We start from the raw sequence: 7,161 nt of genomic DNA, 5'->3' as shown, positions 1-7,161 counted from the left end.
GTCGAGACCGATGACGTGTCCGGCAGGCAATAGCAATGGCGGCTTTCCGGCACCGGGCACCAGAAGAAGCCGAAATGTCGGTGGTTGGCGGCGAGGTCGTCATGCTGCTCCATGCACTCGTCGAAGGTGCAGCGCCAGAGTTTTTCATGCAGATTGTAGCTGTCCATCACCTGCAACGTGATTTCGGAGATGACGCCCAGCATGCCGATGGAAACGCGGGCGGCGTTCAGCATGTCCGGCTCGCTGTCGTCGATGGCGAGGATGCTGCCATCGGGCTGCACCAGCCGAATGCCGACGATCTGGGAGGCCATGTTGCCGAGCTTCAGGCCGGTGCCATGGGTGCCGGTGGTGAGCGCGCCGGCCAGCGCCTGGCTGTCGATATCGCCCTGGTTGATCATCGACAGGCCGCTGCGCTTCAGGGCCTTGCCCAGCGTGTTGATCGTCGTGCCGGCGTGGACGGAAACGCGCTTGCGCGCCGTGTCGATATTGGTGATGCCCTGCAGGCCGGAGAGCGTCAGATGCAGGCCGCTGGTCAGCGCCACCGGCGTAAACGAATGGCCGGAACCGGCGCAGCGGACGTTCAGGCCGCTCGACGTCGCCTCCCGCACCATTTCCGCCAGCGCCGCCTCGCTATCCGGCGCCCCCCTGTGCCGCACGATGCACGATTGATTGCCGACCCAGTTCCGCCAGTGACCGCCTGCTTCCATCATGCTCTTCCCCTCACTCTTTCGGTTTTCGCTCACACCGCCGTAAAGCAATTGTCGACAAACAGATGCGTCCCGTTGACGAAGCTCGCTTCGTCGCTGGCGAGGAAGAGGGCGGCCTGCGCCACTTCCATCGGATCGCACATCCGGCCTTGCTGGGCGGCGATGGCGGCATCGGAGACATCGACGCCGTGCTTGGCGAGGCCCACCAGTTCGCGTTTGCCGTGATCGGTGGCGATGAAGCCGGGGCAGACGGCGTTGGAGCGGATGCCGCGATCGCGAAACTCGACGGCGATGGCGCGGGCGAACATGTGGCAGGCGCCCTTGGTCGTGTCGTAGAGTACTTCCATCGGTGTCGCCGCGACGGCCGAGATCGAGGAGGTAGAAACGATGCTGCCGCCGCCGGCCGCCAGCATGCCGGGCAGTACGGCCTTGGTCATCAGGAACATCGAACGGACGTTGACGGCCATCAGCCGGTCCCACTCGTCCTCTTCGGTCTCGAGGAAGGGGCCTACGGCAAGAATGCCGGCGTGATTGAAGAGAACCCGGATCGGCCCGAAGGCATCCTCGACCGCTTTCACGGCGGTCTTGACCTCGGCAGACACGGAGACGTCAGCAGGTGCGAAGATGGCCTCGCCACCCTCGGCGCGGATCGCGGCGGCAACCTCTTCACCCTTGCTGCGCGGCAGGTCGACAATGCCGACACGCGCGCCCTCGCGGGCAAACAGTTGCGAGGCGGCGAGGCCGCATCCGCCGGCACCTCCGCTGATCAATGCGGTCTTTCCAGCCAAACGTCCTGCCATGCCCGTCCCCTTCATGTTTGTTGAACGGGAGTATTATCGAGCCGTGCGGCCGTGTCGATACGTCTTCAGGCCCGGTTCGACAATTTTTGGATGTGGTAGGAAGCGGTGACCCGAAACGCAAAAACGCGGCCTAAAAGCCGCGTTCGCACGAAATTTGACATGTCAGATACGATCAGGCCGCGTTGGAGGCCTGGTCGTCGCTGAGGAAAGCATAGATGGCGGAGGCCGAGTCGGTCGCGCGCAAGCGGGCAACCATGTCCTGGTCGCGCAGCACCCGGGCAATGCGCGACAGCGCCTTCAGGTGATCGGCGCCGGCGCCTTCCGGTGCCAGCAGCAGGAAGACGAGATCGACCGGCTGGTCGTCCAGCGCCTCGAAATCGACGGGCGATTCCAGGCGCGCGAAAATACCGACGATCGACGACAGGTGCGAAAGCTTGCCATGCGGGATGGCGATGCCGTTGCCGACGCCGGTGGAGCCCAGGCGTTCACGCTGAAGGATGACGTCGAAAATTTCCCGTTCGGGCAGTCCGGTGATCTTGGATGCTTTCGCGGCGAGTTCCTGAAGCAACTGCTTCTTCGAGTTGGCCTTCATGGCCGGGAGTATTGCATTCTGCTGCAGCAAGCCTGCCAATGCCATTCTTTTGTCCTCGTTCGCTGGTCGGAATTGCCGGCATGCCGTCATCGGCTGCGCCCGCATCCACCACCAGAAGAAGCGGCAAACCGGATGGCGGCATGCCGCCATCCGGTTTGATCCACTCAGCCCTTGATATTGGCTGCATCAATCCAGCCAATGTTTCCATCGTTGCGTCGATAGACGATATTCAACTGCTCGTTTCCTGGGCTGCGGAACATGAGGACGGGATCATCCGTCATATCGAGCGCCATCACGGCGTTCGCGACGGACATCGTCCTCAACTGTTTTGAACTTTCCGCGACGATCGTCGGTGCATAATTGTCCGGAAGATCATCGTCTTCATCAGGCACTGAATCCATCACGGTGTATGCAACTTCAGCAAATCCAGCATTGCCGTTGCCATTGTGGTGGTCCTTGAGCTTCCGCTTGTAACGGCGGATGCGCTTGGCAATCCGTTCCGACGCTGCGTCAAACGCAGCTTGCGGGTCATTCGCTTCTCCACTTGCTTGCAAGGCGGCACCGGAATCGAGGTGTATCTTGCAGTCTGCGTTGAACCGAGATCCAGACTTTTCCACAGTGACCTGGCTTGAATATCCTCCATCAAAATATTTGGTTACGGCCTGTTCGATCTGGTCTTCGATCCGCAGACGAAACGTTTCGCCGATTTCCATATGTTTACCGGATACACGCACACTCATGGAGTTTCCTCTCTTTTCGTGATTTGCGTAACCAGTCTATTCCAACCGCATCCTTCATCCAAGCACTTCACGCACGCAAAAGACATTTGCGTCATGCCGGCCAGGATTTGGAGGGATATGCTTGTGGCAGGCGCCATGCCTTGCCCATTGCTGCCGCCTCATACCCCCGGTTGCCGCGAAAGTCAACAGGATGGTTAAGGCGCAGGGATTTGTGGCGGTTCGATCTGTTGAAAACCTGAATAGCGGGGATAACCTCCGGTCGTGCAGGTTCGTGCGGCGACGGCGCCAACATCGGCTCAGGCGGAGACCCTGGCGAGCGCACGCTTCTCCCGGCGCCGCTGCACCGAGGAGGGAATGTTCATCGCCTCGCGATATTTCGCCACCGTCCGACGGGCAATGTCGACGCCGCCCTTTTTCAGGATATCGACGATGTCGTCGTCCGAGAGGACCGCGTCCGGGCTTTCCACGACGATCATGTTGCGGATCCGGTGACGCACGGATTCCGCCGAATGGCTGTCGCCGCCCCCGGCCGAGCCGATCGAGACCGTGAAGAAATATTTCAGCTCGAACAGGCCGCGCGGCGTCAGCATGTATTTGTTCGACGTGACACGGCTGACGGTCGATTCGTGCATCTTGATCGCGTCGGCGACGGTCTTGAGATTGATGGGCCGGAGATGATCGACGCCGCTCACCAGGAACGCGTCCTGCTGGCGCACGATCTCCGTTGCCACTTTCATGATCGTCCTGGCGCGCTGATCGAGGCTGCGGGTCAGCCAGTTGGCGGTTTGCATGCAGTCCGTCAGGAAGGCGTGGTCGGCGCTGTTCTTCGGTGCATGCTTCGATACGGTCGCGTAATAGGTCTGGTTGACGAGTACGCGTGGCAGGGTGTCGGGATTGAGTTCGACGGCCCAGCTGCCGTCCGGCGCTGCGCGTACGACGACATCCGGAACGATCGCCTCGCAGGGACTGGCCTCGAAGCCGGTGCCGGGCTTCGGATCCAGCTTGCGGATTTCCGCCAGCATATCGATCAGGTCTTCCTCGTCGACGCCGCAAATGCGCTTCAGGCTGGCGAAGTCGCGTCGCGCCAGGAGTTCGAGGTTTTCGAGCAGGGACGCCATGGCCGGATCCAGCCGATCACGGGCGCGTAGCTGGATGGCCAGGCATTCGCTGAGCGAGCGGGCAAACACGCCTGGCGGGTCGAGTTTCTGCAGGCTGTCGAGCACGCGGGCGACATCCTCGGCCGTGCAGCCCAGGCGCCCGGCCATCTCGCTGAGATCGGCATGCAGGTAGCCGGCCTCGTCGAGCTGATCGATCAGATGCTGGGCGATCAGCAGATCGGTCGCTCCGCGCACGCTGAAAGGAACCTGCTGATTGAGAAAGTCGCGCAGCGTCAGGCGATTGGCGACGAAATCGTCGAGGTCGTAGCCCTCGCTGCTTTCGCCCTCGCCGCCGCCCGGCATGGACTTCCACTGGCTGAGCAGTTCCGGTGCATCGGCGCGTTGCGGTGTCGTGTCGTCGGGAAAGACGTTTTCGAAGTTGGAGTCGAGCTGTTCGCTCATCCGCTCGCCGGTCGCCGACGTCGCGCTGTCATAGACATCGCCCAACGGGTCGAAGCCGCCCGCATCGGCATTGTCGCGGTCGCTGCGCTCGTCCGGCGTGATGTGAAGCTCGTCCTTGCCGTGCCGGTCCGTGAGAGTGGGGGTGTCGTCGCCAGCGGCAAACTCGAGAAGTGGATTTTTCTCGACTTCCAGCTCGATGAACTGGTTTAATTCAAAATGCGTCATCTGCAGCAGCTGGATGGATTGCATCAACTGCGGGGTCATCGTCAGAGACTGGCTCTGGCGCAGGAAGAGGCTGGCTGACAGTGCCATTCGGACGCGAAACTCCCCTCGATTTTCCGAGCCGGCCTTCATGTTTCAGGGGTTGGAAGCGCCAGCTCTTCAACTGGCCCGAAAATTGCCTATTCACGGAGGTTGGTCAAGCGTTCCCGAAGAATAAGATGAATATCGTTGCTGGCCGTTGTCCTGCTGTCCGGGGAAGCGCTTCAGAGGCTGAAATTATCGCCGAGATAAAGGCGGCGGACATCGGGATTGGTGACGATGTCGTTGGCGCGTCCATGCGTCAGGACTTCTCCGGCATGGATGATATAGGCGCGGTCGATCAGGCCCAGCGTCTCGCGGACATTGTGATCGGTGATGAGAACGCCGATGCCGCGGGATGTCAGATGGCGCACCAGCGCCTGGATATCGGCGACGGATATCGGATCGACGCCGGCAAAGGGTTCGTCGAGCAGCATGAAGGTCGGATCGGTCGCCAGTGCTCGCGCTATTTCCAGCCGCCGCCGCTCACCGCCTGAAAGCGCGACGGCCGGCGACTTGCGCAGGTGCGAAATGTTGAACTCGCTCAAGAGTTCGTTGAGCTTGCTCTCGCGCCGATCGCGATTCTTGTCGTGAACTTCCAGCACGGCGCGAATGTTGTCCTCGACGGTCAGACCGCGGAAAATCGAGGCTTCCTGCGGCAGGTAGCCGACGCCGAGGCGCGCGCGCCGATACATCGGCATCGTCGTCACGTCATTGCCGTTGATCTCGATCGAGCCCTCGTCGACCGGTACGAGACCGGTGATCATGTAGAAACAGGTCGTCTTGCCGGCGCCGTTGGGTCCGAGCAGGCCGACGGCCTCGCCCCGGCGCACGACCAGCGACACGCCGCCGACGACCCGGCGGCCACGATAGGACTTGGTCAGTCCGCGCGCGATCAGCGTACCTTCGTAGCGCGCCTTATCGACGATACGGGATGTGCCGGCCGCTTCAGGCTTGCCGCCCCGCTTGCGTTTGTGAAGAAAAGGAATGTTCACGTCGGAGTCTGCATCAGTTCGTCTTCTGGGACTTTGGGTCGAGCTGGATCTGGACGCGCCCGCCGCAAGCTTCCAGCTGTGCTTCGCCCGTGTTCATCTGGACGTTGAGCTGGCAACCGGTAAAGACGTTCTTGCCTTCCGACAGCACGACCTGCTTGCCCTTGAGCACCAGCGTCTGGGCCGTCATGTTGAATTCGCCGGTGTCGGCGGTCGCCTGCTGGGTGCCGGACTGGAGGAAGACCTTCTGGCTGACCTCGATGCGATCGATATCGGCATCGCCGCCGGAAATCGCGCCGCCGCCCTTCTTGTAGTAGACCACCATGTTGCCGGCCTGCAGCGTCGTCGTGCCCTGAACGACCTTCACATTGCCGCTGAACATCGCCTTGCTTTCCGCGTCCTTGATTTCGAGCTTGTCGCTCTCGATCTGGATCGGTTCGTCGTTGGACAGTTCAAGACCTTTCATCTTGCTCGTCGTTGCCTGTGCGGCGGCCGAGGTGAGCGGGGCAGCCGCGAAAAGGCTTAAAAGAATCACTGTTCCGGCAAGCCGAAAGGAAAAGGCGGGTGTGGCCGACATGTGTGCCCCGAGGTTGTCTAGTTGGTGGTTTTGCGAATGGTCTTGGGGTCAGCAATGACCTTGACCTTGCCTTCAAACGTTACAATGCGTCCCTTATCCGTCATTCTCAGCGACTGTGCAACAATGGAACCGCCATTCATGCTGATTGCGATCGGCTTCCTGGTTTCCATTTCGCCCGCATTGATATCGAGATAGGCCGCCTGGAAGTCGGCGACGAGGCCGTTGTTCATGGTGATGCTGAACGGTGCGTTCATGTCCAGCGTGTTGCCGCCCCGGTCATAGATGCCGCTGGCGGCCTCGACGGTGGCGATCAGCGTGTCGTTGACCGGCATTTCCGCATGGATCGTTTCCAACGTGATGATGTCGGGATCGGAAATGTCCTGCAGAGCGCGCCGCGCCTTCATCGAATAGCTGATATCCTGCTTGTTGCGCCCGGAAATGGCCGGATTCTGCATGACGATCTTGCCGTTTTCGATCGTCGCGTTCTCGATCTGCAGGTTTTCCGGCAGGAAGGCGCGCACGACCGAAACGGCCAGGAAGACGGCGCCGATCAGGAAAGCCACCAGCGGCAGGATGATCTTCAGCCGCCGGACGCGCGCGGAATGGCGGGATGCCTCGGAATAGGCATCGACCAGAACTGCGCCCGAATGGGGCACGGCGTCGGCAAATTGCACGTCATTGAGCATAAAATAAACCTGTCATTCAAATCCATCACGCAGCCGGGCCGTGGTGCGGACGCGTTTGCGCCTCGCCGGTCGGGCGATGTGAGTGATCGCGAATATGGAGATTTTTTTGTCCTCCTACAATGGACGCTCGAAATTTGTTCAAACCGGGTTACAACGTGGCGCGCCGGCGGTATGTGCAGCAGGCGCTTCTTGCACAACGTTTTGCCCC

The 7,161-nt window shown here is 61.0% G+C and carries 8 protein-coding genes; all 8 read right to left on the bottom strand.

What is annotated here, in order from left to right:
• Window positions 1-710: FAD-binding protein (locus VL202_RS22615; RefSeq protein WP_325466309.1), on the bottom strand; the 710-nt coding region annotated here is incomplete at its 3' end.
• Window positions 711-739: 29 nt separating this feature from the next.
• Window positions 740-1,507, bottom strand: coding sequence for an SDR family NAD(P)-dependent oxidoreductase (locus tag VL202_RS22610; RefSeq protein ID WP_325466308.1), 768 nt, complete (start codon window positions 1,505-1,507; stop codon window positions 740-742).
• A gap of 172 nt (window positions 1,508-1,679) precedes the next feature.
• Window positions 1,680-2,144, bottom strand: coding sequence for a PTS IIA-like nitrogen regulatory protein PtsN (ptsN, locus tag VL202_RS22605; protein ID WP_325466307.1), 465 nt, complete (start codon window positions 2,142-2,144; stop codon window positions 1,680-1,682).
• A 119-nt stretch (window positions 2,145-2,263) separates the two neighbouring features.
• Window positions 2,264-2,839: a ribosome hibernation-promoting factor, HPF/YfiA family gene (gene hpf / locus VL202_RS22600; RefSeq protein ID WP_325466306.1), complete on the bottom strand. Its 576-nt coding sequence runs from the start codon at window positions 2,837-2,839 to the stop codon at window positions 2,264-2,266.
• A 296-nt stretch (window positions 2,840-3,135) separates the two neighbouring features.
• The gene (gene rpoN, locus VL202_RS22595; protein ID WP_414692930.1) at window positions 3,136-4,662 is read right to left on the bottom strand and encodes an RNA polymerase factor sigma-54; all 1,527 of its coding nucleotides are present in this window, start codon (window positions 4,660-4,662) and stop codon (window positions 3,136-3,138) included.
• Window positions 4,663-4,883: 221 nt separating this feature from the next.
• Window positions 4,884-5,693 (bottom strand): LPS export ABC transporter ATP-binding protein, encoded by an 810-nt coding sequence (gene lptB, locus VL202_RS22590; RefSeq protein WP_325466304.1) that lies wholly within the window; start codon window positions 5,691-5,693, stop codon window positions 4,884-4,886.
• Between the two features lie 13 nt (window positions 5,694-5,706).
• Entirely contained in the window at window positions 5,707-6,267 is a 561-nt protein-coding gene (locus tag VL202_RS22585; protein ID WP_325466303.1) for an LptA/OstA family protein, read from the bottom strand.
• A 17-nt stretch (window positions 6,268-6,284) separates the two neighbouring features.
• Window positions 6,285-6,953: an LPS export ABC transporter periplasmic protein LptC gene (gene lptC, locus VL202_RS22580; RefSeq protein ID WP_325466302.1), complete on the bottom strand. Its 669-nt coding sequence runs from the start codon at window positions 6,951-6,953 to the stop codon at window positions 6,285-6,287.
• Window positions 6,954-7,161 lie beyond the last annotated feature (208 nt).

Source organism: Pararhizobium sp., assembly GCF_035497515.1.
In the GTDB taxonomy this organism is placed as follows: Bacteria; Pseudomonadota; Alphaproteobacteria; order Rhizobiales; family Rhizobiaceae; genus Pararhizobium.
This window is presented reverse-complemented; position numbering and strand designations above follow the sequence as displayed.